The sequence below is a fragment of the Corynebacterium sp. HMSC062E11 genome (assembly GCF_001811845.1).
GTDB classification, from domain to species: Bacteria; Actinomycetota; Actinomycetes; order Mycobacteriales; family Mycobacteriaceae; genus Corynebacterium; species Corynebacterium hesseae.
The window spans coordinates 14462-36577 of sequence record NZ_KV806804.1; the positions used below are offsets into that span (position 1 = coordinate 14462).

Annotated in this window: 19 protein-coding genes; 4 read left to right on the forward strand and 15 right to left on the reverse strand. The window is 60.1% G+C overall.

Features of this window, described 5'->3' with window-relative positions:
• From argJ to uvrA, 12 genes are all read right to left on the reverse strand, one after another.
• Window positions 1-1158: a bifunctional glutamate N-acetyltransferase/amino-acid acetyltransferase ArgJ gene (gene argJ / locus HMPREF2822_RS07525; RefSeq protein WP_070523160.1), complete on the reverse strand. Its 1158-nt coding sequence runs from the start codon at window positions 1156-1158 to the stop codon at window positions 1-3.
• An 84-nt stretch (window positions 1159-1242) separates the two neighbouring features.
• Window positions 1243-2286, reverse strand: coding sequence for an N-acetyl-gamma-glutamyl-phosphate reductase (argC, locus tag HMPREF2822_RS07530; protein WP_070523164.1), 1044 nt, complete (start codon window positions 2284-2286; stop codon window positions 1243-1245).
• A gap of 196 nt (window positions 2287-2482) precedes the next feature.
• Window positions 2483-2935: a hypothetical protein gene (locus HMPREF2822_RS07535; protein WP_070523167.1), complete on the reverse strand. Its 453-nt coding sequence runs from the start codon at window positions 2933-2935 to the stop codon at window positions 2483-2485.
• A 174-nt stretch (window positions 2936-3109) separates the two neighbouring features.
• Window positions 3110-5626 carry a phenylalanine--tRNA ligase subunit beta gene (pheT, locus tag HMPREF2822_RS07540; protein WP_070523170.1) on the reverse strand — a complete coding sequence of 839 codons (2517 nt, stop codon included), beginning with the start codon at window positions 5624-5626 and terminating at the stop codon, window positions 3110-3112.
• Between the two features lie 29 nt (window positions 5627-5655).
• Window positions 5656-6702, reverse strand: coding sequence for a phenylalanine--tRNA ligase subunit alpha (gene pheS, locus HMPREF2822_RS07545; protein WP_070523173.1), 1047 nt, complete (start codon window positions 6700-6702; stop codon window positions 5656-5658).
• A gap of 97 nt (window positions 6703-6799) precedes the next feature.
• Window positions 6800-7600, reverse strand: coding sequence for a TrmH family RNA methyltransferase (locus HMPREF2822_RS07550; protein WP_070523178.1), 801 nt, complete (start codon window positions 7598-7600; stop codon window positions 6800-6802).
• A 104-nt stretch (window positions 7601-7704) separates the two neighbouring features.
• A complete protein-coding gene (locus HMPREF2822_RS07555; protein WP_070523181.1) occupies window positions 7705-8169 on the reverse strand; it encodes a TM2 domain-containing protein in 465 nt (154 codons plus the stop codon).
• 205 nt (window positions 8170-8374) lie between these two features.
• Window positions 8375-8758 carry a 50S ribosomal protein L20 gene (rplT, locus tag HMPREF2822_RS07560; RefSeq protein WP_005323264.1) on the reverse strand — a complete coding sequence of 128 codons (384 nt, stop codon included), beginning with the start codon at window positions 8756-8758 and terminating at the stop codon, window positions 8375-8377.
• A 56-nt stretch (window positions 8759-8814) separates the two neighbouring features.
• Window positions 8815-9009: a 50S ribosomal protein L35 gene (rpmI, locus tag HMPREF2822_RS07565; protein WP_010190075.1), complete on the reverse strand. Its 195-nt coding sequence runs from the start codon at window positions 9007-9009 to the stop codon at window positions 8815-8817.
• Window positions 9010-9045: 36 nt separating this feature from the next.
• Entirely contained in the window at window positions 9046-9615 is a 570-nt protein-coding gene (gene infC, locus HMPREF2822_RS07570) for a translation initiation factor IF-3 (RefSeq protein WP_083299163.1), read from the reverse strand.
• 206 nt (window positions 9616-9821) lie between these two features.
• On the reverse strand, window positions 9822-10802 hold the full coding sequence (locus tag HMPREF2822_RS07575; RefSeq protein ID WP_232755626.1) for a serine hydrolase: 981 nt from the start codon (window positions 10800-10802) through the stop codon (window positions 9822-9824).
• A complete protein-coding gene (uvrA, locus tag HMPREF2822_RS07580) occupies window positions 10802-13639 on the reverse strand; it encodes an excinuclease ABC subunit UvrA (protein ID WP_070523188.1) in 2838 nt (945 codons plus the stop codon). Before uvrA ends, HMPREF2822_RS07575 begins: the two co-directional genes overlap by 1 nt.
• 76 nt (window positions 13640-13715) lie before the next feature.
• On the opposite strand from uvrA, the gene HMPREF2822_RS07585 reads away from it, so the two are divergent.
• From HMPREF2822_RS07585 to HMPREF2822_RS07600, 4 genes are all read left to right on the forward strand, one after another.
• Window positions 13716-14318: an MBL fold metallo-hydrolase gene (locus HMPREF2822_RS07585; RefSeq protein ID WP_070523192.1), complete on the forward strand. Its 603-nt coding sequence runs from the start codon at window positions 13716-13718 to the stop codon at window positions 14316-14318.
• Window positions 14319-14413: 95 nt separating this feature from the next.
• A complete protein-coding gene (locus HMPREF2822_RS07590) occupies window positions 14414-15337 on the forward strand; it encodes a DoxX family protein (protein WP_070523195.1) in 924 nt (307 codons plus the stop codon).
• 141 nt (window positions 15338-15478) lie between these two features.
• Entirely contained in the window at window positions 15479-17719 is a 2241-nt protein-coding gene (locus HMPREF2822_RS07595; protein ID WP_070523198.1) for a HelD family protein, read from the forward strand.
• Between the two features lie 10 nt (window positions 17720-17729).
• Window positions 17730-18746 (forward strand): App1 family protein, encoded by a 1017-nt coding sequence (locus HMPREF2822_RS07600; protein ID WP_070523201.1) that lies wholly within the window; start codon window positions 17730-17732, stop codon window positions 18744-18746.
• Between the two features lie 85 nt (window positions 18747-18831).
• On the opposite strand, the gene HMPREF2822_RS07605 is transcribed toward HMPREF2822_RS07600, so the two are convergent.
• The 3 genes from HMPREF2822_RS07605 to uvrB form a co-directional block, all read right to left on the reverse strand.
• Complete coding sequence (locus tag HMPREF2822_RS07605; protein ID WP_010190091.1) at window positions 18832-19272, reverse strand: universal stress protein; 441 nt, start codon at window positions 19270-19272, stop codon at window positions 18832-18834.
• 143 nt (window positions 19273-19415) lie between these two features.
• On the reverse strand, window positions 19416-19862 hold the full coding sequence (locus HMPREF2822_RS07610; protein WP_070523204.1) for a universal stress protein: 447 nt from the start codon (window positions 19860-19862) through the stop codon (window positions 19416-19418).
• A gap of 114 nt (window positions 19863-19976) precedes the next feature.
• Window positions 19977-22070 carry an excinuclease ABC subunit UvrB gene (gene uvrB / locus HMPREF2822_RS07615; protein ID WP_070523207.1) on the reverse strand — a complete coding sequence of 698 codons (2094 nt, stop codon included), beginning with the start codon at window positions 22068-22070 and terminating at the stop codon, window positions 19977-19979.
• Window positions 22071-22116 lie beyond the last annotated feature (46 nt).

A 22116-nucleotide genomic window follows, 5' to 3' on the forward strand; every position in this document is an offset into this window, starting at 1 on the left:
TTAGGAGCTGTACGCGGAGTTGATTTCCACGTAGTCGTGGGACAAGTCGGTGGTGCGCACGAAAGCGGTACCGCTTCCACCAGTACCTAGGTCAACGCGTACGTCAATGTCAGCCCCGGAAAGGTCAACATCACGCGCGCCGGGCGCGCCGGTGGACCCAACGCACACAGCCTGGTTATTGAAGAACACCGAGATGTTCTCCGGATCCATATCAGCCTCTGCCATGCCAACTGCGGCGAGCACGCGACCCCAGTTGGGATCCGAGCCGAACATCGCACACTTGAAAAGGTTGTCGCGCCCCAAGGTGCGCGCGGCGTTCAGCGCCTGTTCATCGGTGGAGGTTCCTTCGACCGTGATCTTCACGCGCTTGGTCACACCCTCGGCATCTGCCTGGAGCTGATCCGCGATATCGGAACACACCGCCAGAACAGCAGCATCCAGCTCTTCCTGGCTAGGCTCAACATCGGAAGCGCCAGAGGACAGGATGATGACCGTGTCATTGGTGGAGGTCGAGCCGTCAACGTCAAGCGTGTTGAAGGTCTGATCACTAGCGGTCTGCAGGGCGGAGTGCAGGGCTTGTGGAGAGGCCACGGCATCCGTCGTCACGCATACCAACATGGTGGCCAGAGAGGGAGCCATCATGCCCACACCCTTGCCCATGGCGCCCATGCTCCAGCCCTCGGCCTTAAAGAGCGATTCTTTGACCACGGTATCGGTGGTCATGATTGCCTCCGCGGCGGCCTGACCGTGCGATTCATCAGAACCGAGATCCCCGGCAACCGCTTCAATACCGGCCAATGCCTTCTCCATGGGAAGCAGCTCTCCGATAAGACCCGTCGAGCACGCCGCGATGTTGGCTGCGGGGATATCTGTGTGCTCGGAGACAGCGGCTACCATCGCCGCCGCATCCTTGTCCCCTTGCACGCCGTTGCAGGCATTCGCGTTGCCTGAGTTATAAATGACGGCTTGGATGGCACCGTCCGCTACTGCTGCACGGGAAAGCTTCACGGGAGCGGCCACCACGCGGTTACGGGTAAACACTGCGGCTGCATCAAAGTTGGGACCTTGATTGACCACAAGGGCCATATCCGGCTTTCCGGAGGGCTTAATCCCAGCCGTCGTGGCGCCAGCGAGGAAGCCGGCGGGTGCAGTAATCATTTCTAGTTTCTCCTTGTCTTAGCGGAACTACAGTTCCAGCGGGATTGGGTGGCGCGAGGAACGCGCGGGCGAGTATTTGGCTATCTAGGGGGCGACGGCTGCCTGCGGCAGGCCCAGAGTTTCCTCCCAGCCCAAGGTGAGGTTCATGCACTGAACGGCCGCGCCGGCGGTGCCCTTGCATAGGTTGTCTAAAGCCGCAGTGATGACAAGACGGTTAGCGCGCTCATCCACGTGTGCCTGAATATGAACCATGTTGCTGCCCACCACGTTCTGGGTTTGCGGTTGCTGGCCTTCCGGAAGCACAAGGCAAAATGGCTCGTCGGCGTAGAACTCACGGAAAGCCTGGGCAACACGGCGCTTGTCGACGCCCCCCTTCAGCGGCGCCGTAATCGTGGCCAAAATGCCGCGCGGCAGAGGGGCAAGCACTGGAGTAAAACTCACGGACACCGGCTCCTGAGTAAAGGGGTGCAGGTTCTGCAGTACTTCCGGGGTGTGGCGGTGGGTGCCACCCGGCTTGTAGGCCTTGAGGTTGCCCATTGTCTCCGCGCCCAACTGAGCTACGGAGGCCTTCTTACCGGCTCCGGATACACCGGTAATCGCGATGACGGACAGGTCCGGCTCAATTAGCCCTTGCGCCACGGCAGGAAGGGCCCCCAGGGTAATCGTGGTGGGAAAACACCCTGGAACAGCGACGCGGTTGCTGCCCTGGAGCTTCTCGCGGTTGCCGGGAACTTCCGGGATCCCGTAGGGCCACGCGCCGGCATACTCACCGCCATAGAATGCATCCCAATCTTCTTTGTTGCGGAGGCGGAAATCGGCGGCACAATCGATGACGGTGACGGACTCCCCCAGCTGACGGCCAATCTCCGCCGAATGCCCGTGCGGCAAACCGAGGAATACGATGTCATGGCCGGCGAGGACTTCTGGGGTGGTGTCCTCGATGACACGGTCTGCCAACTGCGGCAGATGCGGCATGAGTTCGGAGACTCGCCCGCCAGCATTAGAGTGTCCCGTGAGCGCGCCAATGCGCAGATCACCTGAAAGGTACGCTGGGTGCGACAGCACGAGGCGTAGAATTTCGCTCCCTGCATAACCTGTGGCTCCGGCGATTGCTACTGAAATACTCATGCAGCCACCCTAGCAAATAATGCAGTCCGCCGTATGTTATTCAAGAAAAACAGCCGCCGTATTTCTTCATTCCATAAACGGCAAAGCTCGGATTCTCGCGGTACAGTGCGAGAATCCGAGCTTTGGAATAGGAAATAGGAGTGACGCGGGGCCGGCTAACTCCGGGCCCTTTTATGAAACGAGGGCTGCATTTGGACTACATGACACGGGAAGAGACGTCCCCCAGTCCTTCCGAACCAGATACGGCCTTCTTTCCTGCGTAGCCTAGGTAGCCCTGTGGGCCAACGAAGTGGATGCCGCCCTGCGCATCGGCGATAGCGGTGACTTCATTGAATTGGTGAACTTGGCCTGGCTGCAGACGCTTGAAATTCGTGGTCGTAAGCCCTTGGTTGAAGCAATCAGCTTTAGAGCGGCCTGCATGGTAAATAAAACGCGGTGCCAGTTGGCCCGGCGGGTTGCACTGCGGGCTGGTAGCTCGTGCGCCTTCGGACAAACATGCTACGTAGGTTCCTTCGATATTCGCGCTTTCACAGTTGACGGTGCCATCGGCATTGGAGAAGCCTTGAGACAGGTCGGCGGAGGCATGCGGGGCAATTGTGAGTGCACCGGCAACGGCGGCGGTGGCGGTAAGACGGGACAACAGACGCATGGTGTAGACAATCCTTTCGGGGGTTGGAAACGCTGCACCTCTGAGGCTATGAGCCAAGCCACACACCTACCAGTGCTGGGGGATCTTTCCCCACGCCTTCGCACGCTTGCGCAAAGGGAAACCCGGCCCACCTGCAGGGTGAACCGGGTTGATGAATTAATAGATGCCGATACGCTAAGCCCGCATCTGTGCGCCGAGACGCTGCTTTGCCAGCTCCGCAGCGGCGAGACGATGCTGGTTCGCTTCCTCATCGGTCAGCGTGCGGTCATCCGCACGGAAAAGAAGCTGGAAAGCAAGGGATTTCTTGCCCTCACCAAGCTGCTCGCCCCGGAAGACGTCGAAAAGCTCCACGGACTCCAGCAGCTCACCGGCGCCCTCCTCAACGACCTTACGAACCTCTTCAGCCGGGGTGGCATCATCGACGACCAACGCGATGTCTTGGTGCAGGGCCGGGAAGGAGGACAGCACAGGTGCCGGGAACTTTTCCTCCAACGGCAGTGCTGAGACATCGAGCTCCATGGCACACGTGCGTGCAGGAAGCTCCAAAGCCTCAAGAACCTGCGGGTGCAGCTCACCCGCATAACCCACGACCTGCTCTTCATCATCGGCGAGGACAATTGCGGCACAGCGACCCGGGTGCCACGGAAGCTGTTCGGCTGCCTTAACTGCAACGTCAACACCAGCGGAACGAGCCACCTGGCGCGCAGACTCGATCGCATCTGCATAGCTATACGCGCGGCCGGTCCCCCACGGACCTTCGTGCTCAATGTTGCCGGTAGCTACCGTAGCCACGTGCAGCGGCTGCAGAGGCAGGGACTCCAAAAGCTCAGCCACGACGGACTCCTCCGGGCGGGACTCCACCGAAGGCATCGGCGACACATCAGCGCGCTTGAATGCCACCTGCTGGAGGCCGAAAAGGGCAAGGTCGCTTCGGCCACGGGCCACGTTGCGGGCGATGGCCTCAAGAAGGTTCGGGAGCAACGTCGTGGACAGAATGGCCTTGTCGGACTCGAGAGGATTCTGCACGGCCACCGTCTTACGTCGCGGATCCTCCTTGTCCAAGCCCCATGTATCAAAGGTGTCGTTCGGGATAAACGGCGCCGGCAAGACCTCGGCATAACCGGCATAGGCCAAAGCGTGGCCAATAGCGCGGCGGCGCTTCTGGGCCGGCGTCAGACCGCGACCGCCTGCCGGGGTCGGCAGCACAGTGGGAATGTCCTCTAGCCCTTCTAGGCGCAGGACTTCCTCAATGAGGTCGACGTCCATGGAGATATCCGTGCGCCACGTCGCCGGGGTAACTTGCAGCTCATCACCGTTGTCGGTGACGTCGCAGCCCACCTCGCGCAGGCGCTGGATAATGGTGTCGCGGGAGTACTGCACGCCGGCGTATTCGCTGGGCTTGGCGGTGCGCAGGGTGATGGGCTCGCGCTTGGCGACGTCTCCCACGAGCGTCCTGCCAGCCTCGATGGTGCCGCCAGCAATCTGCTGCAGTAGCGCGCAGGCAACGTCGAGGGCGACCTCGACGATGGCCGGGTCGACGCCGCGCTCGAAGCGGCGGGACGCCTCAGAGGAAAGCTTGTGACGGCGAGAGGTCCGGGCCACGGTGATCGGATCCCAGATGGCGGACTCGAAGTAGACATCCGTGGTCTCATCGGAAATCTCTGAGGTCGTACCGCCCATGACACCGGCGAGGGACTGAATGCCGTTGTCATCACAGATGACCACGTCACCAGCCGACAGCTCACGCTTGACGTGATCTAGGGTCTCGAACTTCTCCCCTTCTGCGGCATTGCGCACCACGAGGTTGCCGCTGATCACATTGGCATCGAAGGCGTGCATCGGGGCACCCAGCAACAGCATGACGTAGTTCGTGACGTCGGTGGCCACGTTGACGCTGCGCTGGCCGGACAACATGAGCTCGCGCTCCATCCAAAATGGGGTTCGGGCAGCGGGGTCGATGCCGCTGACCTTGCGCAGACCAAAGCGCTGGGCTTTGGTTTCCTCGCGCAGGTCAACGTCGATAAGCGCGCCCTGTGCCTGAGGAACAGCAGAGATATCTACACCGGCCGCGCTCGGGTCCTGGGCCACGTCCGGGAAGGTGAGGTCAAACGCCGAAGCCACCTCGCGGGTCAAACCGCGCGCGGAGAGGGCGTAGCCGCGATCCGGGGTGATGTTGACGTCGAAGGCAGTATCAGCCAGACCGATGATGGGGCGGGCGTCCTCGCCGACCTTGTCCGCCACCTCGTCCCCTAGAACGATAATGCCGTTGGCCTTGTCGCCGAACCCGAGCTCAGCGGCGGAGCACATCATGCCGTTGGAGATGTGGTCATAAGTCTCGCGAGCAGCAATCTTGAAGCCGCCGGGCAGCTCAGCACCTGGGAGAGAGACCACGACATAGTCATTGAGACGGAAATTGCGGGCGCCACAGATGATGCCCTGCAGCTCGCCGGTGCCATTTGCGTGGCCAACGTTGACCTGGCAATAACGGATTGGCTTCTTGAACTGCGTGAGCTCTTCAATCTCGACGACCTGGCCAATGACCAGCGGGCCGGTCGTCTCTGGGAGGGCCTCAAATCCCTCGGTTTCAAAACCAACGCGAACAAAGCCGGAGTCCAACTCTTCGGAAGGTACGCTCCAGCCGGAATTCGCGGTGCCCAGGATGCGGGTAACCCAGTCTTGGGAAATAAGCATTGTTTTCTCTCTATCCTTTCTCTGGGTTCCTATGCCTGCACGCCGAAGGGCAGGGTGAAGCGAACATCGCCTTCAACCATGTCACGCATATCGGTCAGACCATTGCGGAACTGCAAGGTGCGCTCAAGGCCCATGCCGAAGGCGAAACCTGTGTACTCCTCGGGGTCGATGCCCACGGCACGCAGAACGTTGGGGTTGACCATGCCGCAGCCGCCCCACTCGATCCAGCCGGCGCCGCCCTTCTTATTCGGGAACCACACATCGACCTCGGCCGAGGGCTCGGTGAACGGGAAGTAGTTCACGCGCATGCGGGTGGTGGTCTCGGGGCCAAAAAGAACCTTGGCTAGGTGCTCCAGGGTGCCGCGAAGGTGGGCCATGGTCAGCCCCTTGTCCACTGCTAGGCCCTCCACCTGGTGGAAGACCGGAGTATGGGTGGCATCGAGTTCGTCGGTGCGGAAAACGCGACCCGGGCAAGCGATGTACAGCGGTACGTCTCGCTCAAGCATCGTGCGTACCTGCACCGGCGAGGTATGCGTACGCAAGACCTGCTTGGAGCCTTCCTTGCCCACATGGAAAGTGTCCTGCAACGTACGCGCAGGGTGATCGGGCTTGAAGTTCAGCGCATCAAAGTTAAAGTACTCGGCCTCAACCTCCGGGCCGTCGGCAATCTCCCAGCCCATGCCCACGAAGATGTCGGCGATGCGCTCCGACAACGCGGTAATAGGGTGCAAAGCACCAGTCTGCGCCCGCGTGGTGGGGACGGTAACGTCGACTTTCTCCGCCTTCAGCTGAGCGGCGCGAGCCTCCTGCTCCAGCACTTCACGAATCTGTGCAAAGCGCTTTTCCACCTTGCCGCGGGCCATGTTTACGGCACGACCGGCGTCCTTGCGCTGATCCTTGGGCAACTGGCCCAGCGACTGGCGGGCCTGCGGAATATAGCCACCGTCACCAAGGTGTTCGCGGCGGGCGGAGGTGAGCTCGTCGAGGTCGGATGCAGCCTCGAAGGCGGCAATGGCCTTCTCCGCGGCGGCCCCCAGGGCCTCTTCGGTCAATTCGATCTGAGGTGTATCGGACACGTGCCTTGATTACCTTCTTCTCGCACAAAAACTAACGCGAGCTATCTTACCGTGCTTAACGACTACTGTGGCCACCAGCCCTAGTCACAGAGCAGAGCTAGCTGTTCTGTTGCTTGGCTGATTCATAAAGACAAATGCTGGCGGCCGTAGCCAGGTTGAGTGACTCTGCACGCCCAAGAATCGGAATGCGCACACGCATGTCAGCTTCATCCAAGAGCTCGCCCAGTCCATGTGCTTCGTTACCGAATAACCAGGCGGTGGGTTGGCTCAGATCTGCCTCAGCTAGATCTACTTCACCATCAGCAGCCGTGGCTAGCACCTGCATCCCGGAAGAGCGCAGCTTGCCCAGGACGTCCTTGATGTTGGGATCGCGAGCAACGGGTACATGAAACAGCGACCCCGCCGACGCGCGCGCGACCTTGCAGCCCAAAGGGTCGACCGCCTCACCGGCGAAGATGACACCGTCCGCCCCCATGGCGTCCGAAGTCCTAATCAGGGTACCTGCGTTGCCAGGCTCAGACGTCAGCACTGGGACTGAGACCAGCTGTGGTTTGCCCGCCAGAATCTTGTCGGCGCTCCACAGGACGGGGCGGCACACGGCGAAGAGCCCGGTGCTCGTCGCGGTATCAGACAGGTGCTTGGCCGCCTTATCCGTGATGGGGTGGACATAGACGTCCATATATCCGCAGGCTTGCACGATGTGGGCGAAGCGCTCGGCGGCTCTTTCCGTCACGAAGACGTCGGTCGCCGCTCCCGTGGACACCGCCGCGTCCACAGCGTTTTCGCCCTCGATGATGAAGCGCTCCGCCTTACGACGGTTGGCCGCGCGGTGCAGCTTGGCCGCATTGACTACGCGCGGCGTGCGTTCGGTAAAAGCAGAGGAGAAATCCAGATCCATGTATGTGACGGTACCGACCGAGCTTCACATTGAAAAGTCCCGCTTGCCCACCACGTTCGGGCGGGCAAGCGGGATAAGAGTTCTCCGCGATTCTCTGCAGACGGTTACTTCTTCAGCGGTACGCCGTTTGCGTCCTTATCGTAATTGGAGAAACCACCGGCGATGAACACGAGCTCAACCCACTTCCAGATCACCAATCCAGCGACGAGGAAAATACCAATGATGATAAAGGAAGTAATAAGGCCGACGACGGCAAGAGCCAGCTGCCACATACCGCGCTTCGTGCGGCCGAGGTAGAAGTTATGAACTCCCAATTCACCCAAGAAGAAGCACAAGAGCAGTGCTACTACCCATGACTTTTGCTCTCCTCCAGCCTGTGGCTGCTGGCCGTAGTGTGACTGGTAAGCGTCCTGCTGCGCTGGAACATTCTGAGCCGGCTGCGAACCACCATACGGGGCCGCGCTATATCCGTACTGGTCGTTCGAAGACCCGAAGGGGTTTGCCTGTTGCGGCTGTCCTCCATTAGAAGCGCCGCCATTGGGCTGATAAGCGTTGTTCGGGTTGGTCATTTCTCTTCTCTCCTTCACACCATGTATCTCTGGCCAGCCCCAAGGACTAAGGGCAGACGGCTTTCATGACAGTACTGTGCAATGTAACACAATCCCTCGGGAGAAGCAGGGCTTAAGGGTTCTTGCGGGCATTACTCCCGCAACGACAAAACCCACCGTCCCTTCATCAGGGGCGGTGGGTTCATCTGGCGTCTACGCGCGGTGCTTAGGCAGCCTTCGGAGCGTTGACGTCCTCCGGAAGTGCAGCCTTAGCAGCCTCGCACAGTGCGGAGAAAGCCTCGAAGTCATTAACTGCAAGCTCGGCGAGGATCTTGCGGTCAACCTCGATCTCAGCCAGGCGCAGGCCGTGGATCAGGCGGTTGTAGGTGATGTCGTTCATACGAGCAGCAGCGTTGATGCGCTGGATCCACAGCTTGCGGAACTCGGACTTACGGGCGCGACGATCGCGGTAAGCGTAAGTCATGGAGTGCAGCCACTGCTCCTTGGCCTTACGGTAAAGGCGGGAGCGCTGACCGCGGTAGCCCTTAGCGGACTTCAGGATTGCGCGACGCTTCTTCTTGGCGTTAACTGAGCGCTTTACTCGTGCCACAGTAATACTTCCTTATCTTGATTGTGAGTGTGTGGGGATGGGAGTTTCGGCGCTGACTATGCGCGGCCGAGAAGGCGCTTGACGCGCTTGGTATCTGCCTTGGCGACGTCCTCGGTGCCCTTCAGACGACGGGTACGCTTGGACGGCTTGCCCTCCAGGAGGTGGCGGCGGTTAGCCTGCTCGCGGCGCAGCTTGCCGGAGCCAGTCACCTTGATGCGCTTGGCGGTGCCCTTGTGAGTCTTCTGCTTCATGAGAATTAAATCCTTAAATCCTAAGTGGAGCGTGGTCTACTTCTTGCCTTTGCGGACGGGTCCAAGAACCATGGTCATGTTGCGACCATCCTGCTTGGGACGCGACTCCACAACGCCGACCTCTGCGACGTCGTCAGCCAAACGCTCCAACAGGCGGAAACCCAGCTCCGGACGCGACTGTTCGCGGCCACGGAACATGATGGTCACCTTTACCTTGGAACCCTTCTCCAGGAAGCGCACCACGTTGCCCTTTTTCGTCTCGTAATCGTGATCATCAATCTTCGGACGGAACTTCTGTTCCTTCACCACAGTTTGCTGCTGATTCTTACGGGACTCGCGGGCCTTCTGGGCCTGCTCGTACTTAAACTTGCCGTAATCCATGATCTTGGCTACGGGCGGCTTCGCGTTCGGTGCAACCTCGACCAAGTCAAGATCCGCTTCGTACGCGAGCTTGCGAGCATCGTCAGTACGGACGATGCCCACCTGTTCACCACCGGGGCCAACAAGACGGACCTCGGGTACTCGGATGCGCTCATTAATGCGAGCTTCAGCGCTGATTGTGGTTCTCCTCGATTGTGGGGCTAGTAGTGTGCCTACCGAGGCCACAAACGAATAAATCCCGGCGCCAGTGGCATCCGGGAGTTTCTTTTTCAAGCACGCACCACCATGTGGCGCCTACTCTTAACCTTTATCCTGCGCTGGAATGGTGATTCCTACGCGGCCTCAGGTGGGAGAAACTCCGCTTGCGGCCCAAGTACCTCCTGGAGGAGGCGCTACGGGCGGTAGTGCGCACTACTTTAACACCACATGCATCAATCACCAAATCGGCGTGCAGGTGAGTTAGTTGTTGGTTCGGCTGACGCACCTTGCCTCTTCGACGCTGCGCTTGCCGACGCCTCCCCAGCCCTCGGCGCTGCGCCAGGCCGCGCACAACCAACCAAGGGCTTTAGCGCGCCCTCCCCCAGCGCCTCGGTGACAACACGGCATACGCCTGCAGCAAGCAAGTTAAGAGCGGGTATAGCCTCCTCGGCGTAGTCGCCGGGCATGGTGACCTCAATGGCCAATCCCACCGCGCCATCGGCATCCTCACCGGCCCCCTCGGTCTCCCGGACCCCAATCTGGCGGTGAGTATACCCATTGTCCTCCTCGGAAAGCCCCCAGCCGCCTTTGGCCCGGGTATGCGGGAGGCGGTCGAGTCCATTGTCTTGCCATTCCACGATGTCATCCATCGCGTCATAAACCTGCGCGGCTTCGGGGATACACGGCAAGTGTGCGCCAAACTTGGCCTGCTCTTCAAGCAACCACGTGGAATATCCAAATGGTTCCTCAAATTCGCCGGATGAGTCATATTCCTTCAAGAGAGCCTTCACTGCGCTTCCCGCGTCCCCCTCGGTCCAACGAACGTGGGACCACAGTGCGTAGGCGGCATCGTTGTCCGATTCCTTAATGGCGAGGTCCACAAGCTCAGGGCTAGCCTCGTCGCGCAAAGCCGCGATGGCGATCGGCACCTTTACGGTTGACCATGCAGGCTCTTCGCCCCTTAGTCCAGCGTTGAATGTTCCCTGTCGATCCGCCACTGACACTCCAGCTTGAACGTCATACTCACTTTCGACGTCTGCGACGACGGCGCGCAGCTCCGCATCGAGGTCGTAGCTGTCCTTAACCCCCTCACTAGATGTTTCTGGAGCTTCCTGCACTGCGTCCCTATCCGGGGCAGAACAGCCCGCCGCAGTTGTAGCCACGGCAAGACCGAGAGCCAGCGCAGCCGCGTGCGTGAGCTTCTGCCCTACCATCACACCATCTCCTTGAGGAACCCTCCCGTATAGGAGCCTTCCACCTGTGCCACATCTTCTGGTGTGCCCTGAGCCACGACGGTACCGCCGCCGGAGCCGCCCTCGGGGCCCATGTCAACGATCCAATCCGCGGCCTTAATGACGTCCAGGTTGTGTTCGATGATGATAACGGAGTTGCCTTTATCCACCAGACCCTGGATGACGAGCATGAGCTTGCGGATGTCCTCAAAGTGCAGGCCCGTCGTCGGCTCATCCAAGATGTAGACCGTGCGCCCATTCGTGCGCTTTTGTAGCTCAGATGCCAGCTTCACGCGCTGTGCTTCACCGCCGGAAAGTGTTGTAGCGGCTTGACCCAGGCGGACGTATCCAAGGCCCACCTCCACCAAGGTATTGAGATAACGGTGAATCGAGGTGATAGGCTCAAAGAACTCTGCGGCCTCTGAAATCGGCATATTGAGGACCTCAGCAATGTTCTTGCCCTTGTAAAGAACCTCCAGGGTCTCGCGGTTATAGCGTGCGCCCTCGCATACTTCACAGGGCACGTAGACATCGGGCAGGAAGTTCATCTCAATCTTGATGGTGCCGTCACCTTGGCACGCTTCGCAGCGTCCGCCCTTGACGTTGAAGGAGAAGCGGCCCGGCTTGTAGCCGCGAACCTTGGCCTCCTGGGTTTCCGCGAAGAGGTTGCGGATCTTGTCGAAGACCCCTGTGTACGTCGCTGGGTTTGAGCGCGGGGTGCGCCCGATAGGGCTCTGGTCCACCTGCACGAGTTTGTCTAGGTGCTCCACGCCCTCGACGCGCTTGGCTCGCCCCGGCACTTGGCGGGCGCGGTTGAGCTTGTTGGCCAGCGTCTTGGCCAGAATTTGGTTGACCACGGTGGACTTACCGGAGCCGGACACGCCTGTAACGCAGACGAGGACGCCCAGGGGGATCTCCACGTCAATGCCCTTGAGGTTATTCTCACGGGCGCCGACCACCTTGAGCATGCGCTCAGGATCGATCGCACGGCGCGTATCGGGAACAGCGAGCTTCTTCTTGCCCGAGAGGTATTGCCCAGTGAGCGATTCCTCCACGGCTTCGATACCGGCGGGTTCACCCTGATAGACCACCGTTCCGCCGTACTCGCCGGCGCGCGGTCCTACGTCGACAAGCCAGTCCGCCTCCCGAATGGTGTCTTCATCGTGCTCCACCACGATCAAGGTGTTTCCGATATCGCGCAAGCGCTTCAACGTGGCGATGAGGCGCTGGTTATCGCGTTGGTGTAGGCCGATGGAGGGCTCATCGAGCACGTAGAGAACTCCCGCCAGGCCGGAACCGATCTGTGTGGCGAGGCGGATGCGCTGCGCTTCACCACCGGACAGCGTGGAGGCGCCGCGGTCGAGGGTGAGGTAGTTCAGACCGACGTCGAGAAGAAAGCGCAAGCGCGCCTGGATTTCCTTTAGTACAGCACCAGCGATGATCTCCTCGCGGTGGCCCAGAACAAGCGAGTCGAGGAATTCTGCTGCCTCCTCGATGGACAGTGCCGTCAGGCCCGCGATGGACTGCTCACCGTGTGCGGTCGAGGCCAAGCGCACCGCCAGGATTTCGGGCTTGAGGCGCGTGCCGTTGCAGGCATTACAAGGAACGCGACGGGTGTACTGAAGCAGGCGGTCCTTCTGCGATTCGGAATCAGCCTGATCAAGCTTGCGCTCCAGGAATCCGATGGCACCTTCAAAAGGCGCGGACCAATTGCGTTGGCGGCCATAGCGATTCTTGTAGCGCACGCTGACTTCCACGTCAGTGCCATAAATCAAGGCGTGGCGCTGCTCCTCGGTCAACTCAGAAACCGGAGTGCGGGGCTCGAAGTCCAGGGCCTTCGCTAGGCCTTCGACAAGCTTGACGAAGTACCTCGCATTGGGACTCGACGTCCACGGTTGGATAGCCTCCACAGCCGGAGCATCCGGGTCTGGGATCAGCAGATCAACGTCGACCTCAAGGCGGGTGCCCAAACCGTCACACACCGGGCAGGAACCGAAAGGTGCGTTGAAGGAGAAGGCGCGCGGCTCATATTCCTCAATGGTCAGCGTGTGGCCGTTGGGGCAGGCGGCCTTCTCCGAGTAGGTGTGAGTGAGCTCTTCCCGGTCGACGAAATCCAGGGTTACCAGGCCATCAGCCAAGCGCAGAGCAGTCTCCACGGAATCCGTCAGCCTCTGCTTTTGGGAAGCCTTGACCTGCAAGCGATCCACGACGACGTCGATGTCATGCTTAATCTGCTTCTTCAGCTTGGGCGGATCACTGAGTTGGTGGAGCTCACCATCCACCCGGACGCGGGAGTATCCCTGCGCCGCGAGGTCCGCGAAGAGGTCAACGAACTCGCCTTTACGGCGGCGCACTACCGGTGCGAGGACCTGAAACTTAAGCTTCTCCTCGTGGCTTAAAACCTCATCCACGATTTGCTGTGGGGTTTGACGCTCAATGACGGCATCGCACTGAGGGCAGTGCGCCGTGCCCGCGCGGGAGAAGAGCAGACGCAGGTAATCATAGATCTCGGTGATGGTTCCCACTGTTGAGCGCGGGTTGTGGTTGGTGGACTTTTGGTCAATGGACACCGCCGGAGAAAGCCCATCAATGAACTCAACGTCCGGCTTATCCATCTGGCCAAGGAACATGCGCGCATAGGAACTCAAGGACTCAACGTAGCGCCGCTGGCCCTCGGCAAAGATGGTGTCGAAAGCAAGCGAGGACTTGCCCGAGCCAGATAGGCCGGTAAACACCACCAATTTGTCGCGCGGAATATCGATATCCACGCCCTTGAGGTTGTGCTCACGCGCACCTCGTACGACCAAACGATCAGCCACTAGTTGCTGCCTTCCTACACAAATGTATGTGTGTTCAGAGAGTTCTCAATCAGAATGTACCCGTATGGTTGGACTTATGAACAACGCGCTTGAGCTTCATAAAATTTCCGTGTCCGACATGGACAACAATTGCTACCTACTGTGTGCGGGCGAGGAAGCGCTGCTTATCGACGCCTCCGCTGACGCCCCCGCGCTTCTTTCTCTAGCCGCAGATAACGGAGTAAAGATCACCTCCGTGCTTACCACCCACCGCCACTGGGACCACGTGCGTGCATTGAAAGAAGCCTTGGACACAACCGGCGCCGTGCACTATGCCTCTTTCCTCGACTCCCCTGCCCTGCCCGCGCCCGTCGACGTGGAGCTCGAGCATGGCGATACCCTGCCTTTTGCCGGCTTCGACCTACCCGTCATCATTTTGCGCGGACACACTCCAGGCGGTGCAGCGGTTGCAGCGGAGATTGACGGTGTCACCAACCTCTTCGTCGGCGATTCCCTCTTCCCCGGCGGCGTAGGGAAAACCACCTCGGAAGGTGACTTCGTGCGCCTGTACAAGGATGTCACGCAGCGGCTCTTTGACGTTTACCCTGACGAAGCGATCGTCCGCCCTGGGCACGGAGAGCCCACAACGCTCGGCGCAGAGCGCCCGCATCTGGACGAGTGGTGGGAGCGGCGTTGGTAACGACGTGTTAGCTGCTGCCCTCACAGCAGCAGTTGTTTAACCCGCGTACTATGGTGTGACGAACGTCTTTACAGATCTATCGAATGGAGCACGTCATGATTCGTAAGTTTGCCCGTCCTATGCTGGCCTCCGTGTTCATCTGGGATGGTGTGGATACGCTCCGCAACACCTCGGAGCACGTCGCGGACACCGAGTCCGTGCTCAAGCGCCTGCGCAAGGTGCTGCCGCGCGAGTATGCAGGCTACATCCCTAACGACCCCGAGCTGGTTACCCGCGCGCTCGGCGGCGCAAAGACCGCCGCGGGCACCAGCTTGGCGCTGGGCAAGGCACCGCGCACCTCCGCTGCTGTGCTGGCGCTGACTCACGTCCCCAACTTGGTTGGAAATGCTTTCTGGACCGCAGATTCCAAGGAAGAAAAGGAAGCACAGCGCAACGGCTTCATTACCAACACCGCTCTGCTCGGCGCCCTGGCCATCGTCACCCAGGACACCGAAGGTAAGCCATCTGTGCGTTGGCGCGCTGCCAAGGCTTCCGAGCGCGCGAACAAGAAGATCCAGCAGGCGCTGCCGGGCAAGTCCGAGCAGCAGAAGTTTGCGGATGACTTCTCCACCCGCGCCAATGAGATTTCTTCTGATGTCACGGCCAAGGCCAATGACTGGTTCGAGACCGCCAAGGACTACGTCGAGGACAACCGCGATGACTGGGAGTCCACCGGACGCGATTTCCTCGAGTCCGCACGCACCTTCGTGGAAGACACCGCCGAGACCGCGCGCGAGTTCATTGAGGACAACAAGGATGACTGGCTCGACGCTGCCCGTGATAACTCCGCTACCGCTCGCAAGGGCCTCGTCAAGGCGGCCGGCAAGGCTCAGGACCGCGCTGACGCGGCCCTGGCCAAGGCCGATTCGCTTGATAGCAAGCGCGCCCAGAAGAAGGCTCGCAAGCGCGCGGAAAAGCTGCAGAAGGAAGCATCCAAGAAGCTCGATAAGGCATTCAAGAAGTTCGGTGACCGCCTCTAAGCACGTCGCCTAAAGTTGCGGATAGCCCCGCAACGCACCGCGATACATGGAAGCGGTGGAGACAACAACGGCTCAGCTAGTATGCTGGGCCGTTGTTCTTTTCCACCCAGGAGAAGCCTTCAAACGCGCCCAAGGAGCCTTGTGTCTGAATCTTCATCCGTGCCTCGCACCGCAAACCCTAGTGCTCAAGCAAACGATCCGCACACCGAGATTGCCAGTGAGCAAGCCTACGTCGATGGCCTTTTTGCGCGTCTCGATAACGAGGTTCACGCCGCAAATGAGCGCCTCAATGAGGTACAGGCTGCCGTCGATCCGCATACCCCGGATGCCGATGCGCTGGTGCGCCGCGAAACCGAGTACCACGGGTTGCAGGCCAAGCTGGACCGTCTAAACATCGCCCAACTCGGACTGGTTTTTGGGCGCATCGACATTGATGCGCCCGGTGATAACCCCACCCCGGAGGGACTAGACCGCCGCTATATCGGCCGCATGGGGCTCGATGCCCGCGAGGAGGATTACCGCACGCTCCTTCTGGATTGGCGCGCCCCGATGGCGCGACCTTTCTACCTTGCCACCACCGCGCACCCCGAGGGAGTCCACGTCCGCCGGCACATCAGGACTACTGGGCGCACGGTAACCGGAATCAGCGACGAAGTTCTCGAAGGCGAGTCACACACCGACAGCAGCGACGTTGCCAGTGAGTCCGCCCTCCACCACGTCATGCAACAGGCCCGCACTGGGCACATGCCTTCCATTGTGGAAACCATTCAGAGGGAGCAGGACGAAATCATCCGTGACAGCACGCGCGGCGTCATGGTGGTCGAAGGCGGGCCAGGAACCGGCAAGACGGCGGTGGCACTGCACCGTGTGGCCTATTTGCTCTACACCTACCGCGAACAGCTAGCCGCCACGGGTGTGCTCATCGTAGGTCCCAACTCCACCTTCCTGGAGTACATCTCCCGGGTGCTTCCGGAGCTTGGTGAAACCGGCGTTGTGCTTTCTACCATCTCTTCCCTCTTCCCCGGCATTGAAGCTACTCACCCTGAGTCCCTGCTCGCGCGCGAAATCAAGGGTTCCGCGGCCATGGTGGAGATCCTCGGCAACGCGGTGAAGGACTATCAGCGCCTGCCGGAACAATCGCGCACGCTCGAAATCGATCGGCTCGAGCTCACCGTGGACCCACAGATGGTCAAGGCAGCACGGACGCGTGCACGGCGCTCGCGCAAACCACACAACGATGCCCAGGCAGCGTTTGCGGAACACCTCACCGAGTCACTGGCCCAGCAGATGGCTGAACGCATTGGCGCTGACCCTCTCGGCGGCAACAACCTGCTCTCCCGCGCGGATGTGGATCAGCTCCACGACGACCTCGCGGAAGAACCCCAGGTGCTGGAGCTCATCGACGAGTTCTGGCCCCACCTGACACCCACCGATGTCCTCGCCGATCTCCTCAGCAGCACCGAACGCATCGATTCGGCGGCCGGCGACTATGATGATGAAACCCGCAGTGCGCTCTACCGTGAGGACGGCCGAGCTTGGGCGCCTTCCGACGCCGCGCTTCTCGACGAACTTGCGGTTCTCATCGGCATGCCCGACCCCGAAGCAGAACGTGTCGCCGAAGAAAAAGAATGGCGCGAGCAGGTCGCAGAGGCAGAAGACGCACTCGATATCCTGAGCTCTTCCGATTCCACCGACAACGATGACGACATGTTCGAAGCAGAGATTCTCTCTGCCCACGACGTCATCGACGCCGAGCACCTCGCTCGACGCCACGAGGTTCGGGACTCCCGCACCACCGCCCAGCGCGCGCGTGAGGACTACACGTGGGCCTACGGGCACGTCATCGTCGACGAGGCCCAAGAACTCACCCCGATGGAATGGCGCATGATTTTTCGCCGTAGCCCCTCGCGATGGATGACTCTCGTGGGCGACACATCCCAGACCGGTGCCCCTGCCGGCGTCGATGATTGGGCGGACACGCTCGAGCCGTTCGTCGGCCAGCGCTTTCGGCTTCACGGGTTAAGCGTCAACTACCGCACCCCGCGCCCAATTACCGAATTGGCCAATCAACTCTTGGAATCCATCAACCCCGAAGCGACGCCAGGTATCGCTGTCCGCGACGGCGTGGACGTCATCTGGCGCGATGATACGGACGACCTTGAGCCAGCTACCTTCCAGGATGATGAAGGGCGCCTGCGGGCTGTGATCACGGCGGCCAACGTTGAGCACACCAAGGGACTAGAGTTTGACCACGTCACCGTAGTCAACCCGGATGACATCGTGGCAGCATCACCGCAAGGTTTGCACAACCTCTACGTGGCCCTCACGCGCGCGACGCAGTCCTTGACCATCGCCGGCCGTTACGCGGAGGTTTTCGGTTAGTCTGGTGCGCATGGCACTTTCCGATATCGCCCGCAAAGTCGAATCCACCGCGAATGCATTCTCACTTAAGCACTCCGCACGCAAAGGCTGGCAACCCAGCATTACTGGCTATGCCGGCTACGGCAACGAGGACTTTGTCCATGTGCTTGGCCGCGTGCTCATGCACGATCCCAAGGCTGAGGAACGCGATACGTGGACCCAACGCGGATACCGCCAATTCTTCACCATCCAGGTCACGCACCACGAGGTCGAAGTAACAGTTGGTGGTAAGACGGTGCCGGGCACCACGAACGACAACGGCTATATCGATGTCCTCGTCCATGATCACGGGCTAGAACCTGGCTGGCACGACGTCACCATTCGCGCCAAAGGCGCAGACGAGGTGAGCGCAGAAGTCCTCATAGTGGACAAAGACACGACATTCGGTGTGGTCAGCGATATCGATGACACCATCATGGTGACCTGGCTGCCGCGAGCCATGATTGCAGCGTGGAATTCCTGGGTAAAGCGCACCAATACGCGAACCCCCGTCGAAGGCATGGCCAGTTTCTACCGGGAGATCTCTCAGCAGCACCCAGAGGTTCCCTTCGTCTACCTCTCCACCGGTGCGTGGAATACCTATGACACCTTGGTCAATTTCATGGGGGAGAACGGCTTCCCACGTGGCCCACTGTTGCTCACCGACTGGGGCCCAACGCCCACCGGTCTTTTCCGCAATGGCCAAGAACACAAGCGCGTCCAACTGCGCAATTTGTTCATTGCTTTCCCCAAATTGCGCTGGCTTCTCATCGGTGATGATGGGCAGCACGATCCTCTGACTTATGCCGACGCCGCGGCGGAGCATCCCGACCGTGTGGCAGCGGTAGCAATACGCAACCTCACGCCACAAGAGCAGCTGCTCTCCCATGGCTCGCTTGCTCCCTTGGTCAAGGTCAACAAAGAGTCTTCTTTCGATATCCCGCTCATTCAAGGCGCCGACGGTAACGCCCTCGCCCGCGCCTATCGCAAGCTTCGGTTCGGCTCTTAGAAAAGCACCACAACGCGCAAACACGCCCCAGAGACTTCCGACGAAGAAGTTTCTGGGGCGTGTGCGCGCCGTAGCCCGAGAAGGCTTAGTTCACGGTGTGGACGATCATGACGTCACAATCAGACTGACGCGCGACATCCGCCGGAACCGAACCGAGCAGACGGCCGGTCAAAGAATTAATTCCGCGGTTACCAACGATGAGCAGGTCAGCCTTGTTGTCGTTGACGATCGACATCAGGGCTTGAACCGGGGTGCCCGGACGCACAGCGGTCTCCACCTTCGTCACGCCGAACTTCTCTGCGTGTTCCTTACCGGAGGCGAGGTTGGCCTGAGCCTTCTCATCGCCGAGAATCGTCACTGAATCCTGGCGCAGTGTCTTGGAGGCTTGCTCCTGGTTCTCGTAGTAGGCGCAACCGATGATGAGGGTGGCATCGAAGGCTGCGGCGATCTTGGCGGCGCGCTCCACTGCGAGCAGGGAGGACTTGGAACCGTCGGTACCGACCACGATCTTGTTGTAATCGCTCATGATGACCTTTCTTCGCTGGGCCCCAACCTTGAGGCCACCGCTAAACAAAATTCTAAAAGCTTTTGCGCACCCGCTAGTCTAACAACGCTGGCGTGTTCGCGTCGATCAGCGCGTGTGCTGTGCACCCGACTGGGTCCCGGCGCTTACTCAGTGGTGTTGACCACCACAACATCCGCGTGGGCCTTACGGGTTAGCTCCGTCGCAACGGAACCGAATACCCGGCCGCGAACTGAATGGATTCCCTTGTTACCCACCACGAACAAGTCGACGTCATAGTCCTTGCCCACCTCGATGAGTGAGTTCACAGGGTCGCCAGACTTAGCGATGATCTCGATGCGCTTCGCGCCCTCGCCGTGCGCGATCTCCGCGGCATTGTTGAGGAAATTCTCCGACATTTCCTCGCTGACAACGGGCACGCGGGCGTCCTCTGCGTTCGGTGCGCCGAGCATCGAACCGGAGTGGTTGTAGAAAGCAGACACGATGATCAACGTCGCATCATAAGCACGCGCCATAGATGCGGCAGAACGGACGGCACGCAGGGATGTCGGTGATCCATCGGTTCCCACGGCGATGACGTTGTAGCTCAGCATGATTCTCCTTATAACTAGTGGTTAATCCCTAACAGTATGGCACGGCTGCCGGCACTGAGTGTGGTGTTACCCGCCCAGTGCACTAACGAGGTCTCAGTACGCCGGCCCAGACTGTTAAATCCCGGCCTCTTTGAGTCCACGTTGCTCCTTCTTCAGGTCCGCGATTTCATCGCGCAAGCGCCCCGCCAGCTCGAATTTAAGCTCTCGGGCGGCTTCGCGCATTTGGGTCGTCAGGTCGTCGATAAGCGCCTGCACCTCGTCGGCAGCCATGGAAGACACATCGGGCTTCTCGACGATTGCCGTGGGGTCCGCCCCCTGCTCCTGTTCATCGGCGTTGTCGTAGACCTGGTCCAAAATGTCAGCGATCTTCTTGCGCAATGGCTGCGGGTCGATGCCGTGTTCCTTGTTATAGGCAATCTGCTTTTCACGGCGGCGCTCAGTCTCCTCGATGGCTTCCTGCATCGAGTCCGTAATCTTGTCTGCGTACATGATGACCTCACCGGACACGTTTCGGGCGGCGCGGCCAATTGTCTGGATGAGCGAAGTGGTGGAACGCAGGAAGCCTTCCTTGTCTGCGTCCAAAATAGCGACGAGTGAGACTTCGGGAAGGTCGAGGCCCTCGCGCAGCAGATTAATACCAACGAGCACATCGAATTCACCCAAGCGCAGCTGCCGCAGCAGCTCCACGCGCTGCAGCGTATCGATATCCGAGTGGAGGTAGCGCACCTTGATGCCATGCTCCAGAAGGTAATCAGTGAGGTCTTCTGCCATGCGCTTAGTCAAGGTGGTGACCAATACACGCTCCTGCTTAGCGGTGCGGGAGCGGACCTCATCGATAAGGTCATCGATCTGGCCCTTGGTGGGTTTGACCGTCACCTTGGGATCCACCAGGCCGGTGGGGCGAATGACCTGTTCCACGAACTCGCCGCCGGAGGCCGTCATCTCGAAATCACCAGGCGTGGCCGACATGTAGACCGTTTGCCCCACGCGCTCTTCGAACTCATCAAAGGTGAGCGGACGGTTATCCACAGCAGACGGCAAACGGAAGCCAAACTCCACGAGGTTGCGCTTGCGGGCCATATCACCCTCAAACATGCCGCCGATCTGCGGGACGGTCACGTGGGACTCATCGATGATGGTGAGGAAGTCCTCTGGGAAGTAATCCAAGAGCGTCGCCGGCGCCGAACCGGCGGGGCGCCCGTCAACGTGGCGCGAATAGTTCTCAATGCCGGAGCAAAAGCCCACCTGCTCGATCATCTCGAGGTCGTATTCGGTGCGCATTCGCAGGCGCTGTGCTTCGAGCAACTTGCCGCGGTTCTCCAGCTCGGCGAGGCGTTCCGCAAGTTCTTCCTTGATGTCCTCGATGGCCCGCGCCATGCGCTCTGGACCCGCCACGTAATGCGTCGCGGGGAAGATTCGCACCTCGTCGACTCGCTCGAGAACATCGCCCGTCAACGGGTGGATGTAGTAGAGCTCGTCCACGTCATCGCCGAAGAATTCGATGCGCACCGCGCGCTCCTCATAGGCGGGGATGATATCCACGGTATCGCCCTTGACGCGGAAGGTTCCGCGGGTAAAACCCACGTCATTGCGCTCGTACTGGATATCCACGAGCAGGCGCAGGAAGCGATCGCGGTCAATCTCCTCCCCTTCCTCCAACACGACAGAGCGGTCGAGGTAGGACTGCGGCGTGCCCAAGCCATAGATACAGGACACAGAGGACACCACGACAACGTCGCGGCGGGAAAGAAGCGCCGAGGTGGCGGAGTGGCGCAGGCGTTCCACGTCCTCATTAATGGAGGAATCCTTCTCAATGTAGGTATCCGTCTGCGCGATATAGGCTTCCGGTTGGTAGTAATCGTAGTAAGAAACGAAGTATTCAACAGCGTTGTGCGGGAGGAGCTGGCGCAGCTCATTTGCCAACTGGGCCGCCAGCGTCTTATTCGGCGCCATCACGAGTGTCGAGCGCTGCTGTTTTTCGATGAGCCACGCCGCAGTAGCGGACTTACCAGTACCCGTGGCACCCATGAGCACAACGTCGCGCTCGCCGCGACTCAGCCGCTCATCCAGTTCCGCGATGGCGGCAGGTTGGTCGCCGGCGGGCTGGTACTCTGATTCAACACGAAAATCGGCCGAGCGCCGTTCGATTTCACCGACAGGACGGTGTTCCGAGACCGGCAGGATAGGGTGTTCAGCAGCAAAAGCCATGCCGACCAGTCTAACGCGCCGAAGCCTAAACCTGCTAGGTCCCGGC